The organism is Actinomycetota bacterium (genome assembly GCA_040905475.1).
Lineage (GTDB): Bacteria > Actinomycetota > AC-67 > AC-67 > AC-67 > DATFGK01.
This window is the reverse complement of record JBBDRM010000170.1, coordinates 1-2,401: the sequence shown is the minus strand read 5'-3', so window position 1 is coordinate 2,401 and position 2,401 is coordinate 1. Positions and strand designations below refer to the sequence as shown.

The window sequence follows — 2,401 nt, the reverse complement described above, 5'->3', positions numbered from 1 at the left end:
CGCCGGAGATCGCGTTCATCGTCGTCTCGCTCCCGGCGATGAACAGCAGGATGCAGAGCGCGAGCACCTCGGCGCGGCTCAGTTGCTCACCGTCGAGCTCCGCCCGAACCACTCCGCTGACTAGATCTGACCGGGGCCGGTAGCCGCGCTCGTCGATCAGGGAGCCGAGGTAGTCGATCAGCCCACGCGCGGCGTCCATCGGGTTCAGCAAGGTGTCGGCGGCGAGGTCTACACCGGTCGCGAGCATCGGTTTGATGCTCGCGAACAGAGCGGCGCGATCCTCATCCGGCACCCCAAGCATCTCGCAGATGACGACGAACGGAAGCCGCGCGGCCACGCCGCCGACGAAGTCGAACGATCCGCGGGCAGAGACGTCGTCGAGGATCTGACCGACCACGCGCCGCACGTACGGCTCCAGCGCCGAGACCGCTTGCGGCGTGAACGCCTTGTTCACAAGGGCCCGCAGTTTGGTGTGTCGCGGCGGGTCCGTGATCACCAGCGTCCCGGCCATCATCTGGTAGTCGAGCGAGGCGGAGTCCGGACGCTCGAGGTCCATGGTCGAGGTGCCGCCGGAGGAGATGAACCCGGTCGTGTCCCGCGAGATGCGGCGGACGTCGGCGTAGCGCGTGATCGCCCAGAACCCCGGGCCGCTCCGCTGCCGCTGCCAGAAGACCGGCGCGTTCGTTCGGAGGAACCGCAAGACCTCGTGATGGCGACCCGACGCGTAGAGGTCGTGGTCGGTGAGATCGATCCCTTCGAGGGTCAGCTCCGGCGAGGTCGTCATAAAGAGAACACTCCGCGTGCCCCGTCGAGGGTGAGGCACGCGGAGTGTGTAGGAGCGCCATCGAGCAGGTCAACCCGGCTCGAGGAAGGTCTTATGCCGAGCCGGAGCGCTCGAGGTGCACGCGCCAGGCGGCCACCTCGTACGCGGCGCGATCCTCGAAGCTCGCGAACGGCGTCGGCCGGCCGCAGCTCGCATCTTTTGCCCCCAAACTCGGTCGTATCTTCTGGGCTCAGTCTGCGTTGCACCAAGTGCACGAACATGATGCATTTTGCACTGTTGGTGCCGGGCTCTCCGCATTAAGTGTTCGACGGCTGGCGATCCACCCGGTTGCCACGGAGCATTGCTCGGTCTACTGGACAGAAGCGAGCACTTTGCCCCTAAATAGTCCGGCACAGAGCCGCGGGCCACGAAGCCCCGCGGGAGAAGGGGGAGGGCATGACCCGAAGGACACTCGTTCTACTCGCGCTGGCCTCAGCGCTCGCCTCGCAGATGGCGACGGCGGCGCCGGCACCTCGACTCGCACGGTTCATCGTCACGTTGCACGATTCGGTCGCCGAGCCGGCGGCCGTCGCGCGCCAGCACTCCGCTCTGACGGGTGCGCGCGTCCACCAGGTTTACTCCCACGCGTTGAAGGGTTACTCGGCGACGCTGCCGCAAGCCGCGCTCGCGAGGCTCGTCGCTGACAAGCGGGTCGCCTCCATCGAGCTCGACGGCATCATGCGGGCCTCCACCACCCAGACCGGGGCTACCTGGGGCATCGACCGCATCGATCAGGCGAACCTCCCGCTCAACGGAACCTTCAACTACACGAAGACCGGGGCGGGCGTGAAGGTCTACATCATCGATACCGGCATCCGCTTCACCCACAACCAGTTCGGCGGCCGCGCAACGAGCGGAGCCGACTTCATCGACGGCGGGGCGGCCGACGACTGCAACGGCCACGGCACTCACGTCGCCGGCACCGCGGCCGGGTCCACCTACGGCGTCGCCAAAGCGGCCTCCCTCGTGGCGGTTCGCGTCCTTGGCTGCAACGGCAGCGGCGCGACCTCGGGAGTCATCGCGGGCGTCGACTGGGTCACCGGCAACCATCAGGCCGGGCAGCCCGCGGTTGCGAACATGAGCCTCGGCGGGAGTAAGAGCACCGCGCTGGACAACGCGGTTCGCAACTCGATCGCCGACGGCGTCTCCTACACCTTGTCGGCCGGGAACGGGAACATCCTGGGGTTTGCGGCGAACGCGTGCAACTACTCGCCGGCACGGGTCGCCGAGGCGATGACGATCAGCGGCACTCGCCAGAACGACCAGAAGATCTCCTGGGCGAACTACGGCAACTGCGTGGACTGGTTCGCGCCCGGGTACCAGATCACATCCGCCTGGGGCACGAGCAACACCGCGACGAGGACGATCAGCGGTACGTCGATGTCGGCTCCGCACACCGCCGGCGTGGCGGCTCTGTACCTGCAGGGAGCGCCGAGCGCCTCACCGGCCACGGTCCGTCAGGCACTGTTCAACCTGACCACCAAGGGCAAGGTGACGTCCGCGAACTCGGTGAACAACCACCTGCTGTTCACGAACCTCTAGACCGAATGGAGTCTGAGCCGGCCCGCGAAGCGGGCC

The 2,401-nt window shown here is 67.2% G+C and carries 2 protein-coding genes; one reads left to right on the top strand and one right to left on the bottom strand.

What is annotated here, in order from left to right; all coding sequences use genetic code 11:
• On the bottom strand, positions 1–784 hold a 784-nt coding region (locus tag WEB06_21065; protein ID MEX2558111.1), incomplete at its 3' end, for a cytochrome P450.
• 435 nt (positions 785–1,219) lie between these two features.
• Here WEB06_21065 and WEB06_21060 point away from each other — a divergent pair.
• Positions 1,220–2,365: a S8 family serine peptidase gene (locus WEB06_21060; GenBank protein MEX2558110.1), complete on the top strand. Its 1,146-nt coding sequence runs from the start codon at positions 1,220–1,222 to the stop codon at positions 2,363–2,365.
• Positions 2,366–2,401 lie beyond the last annotated feature (36 nt).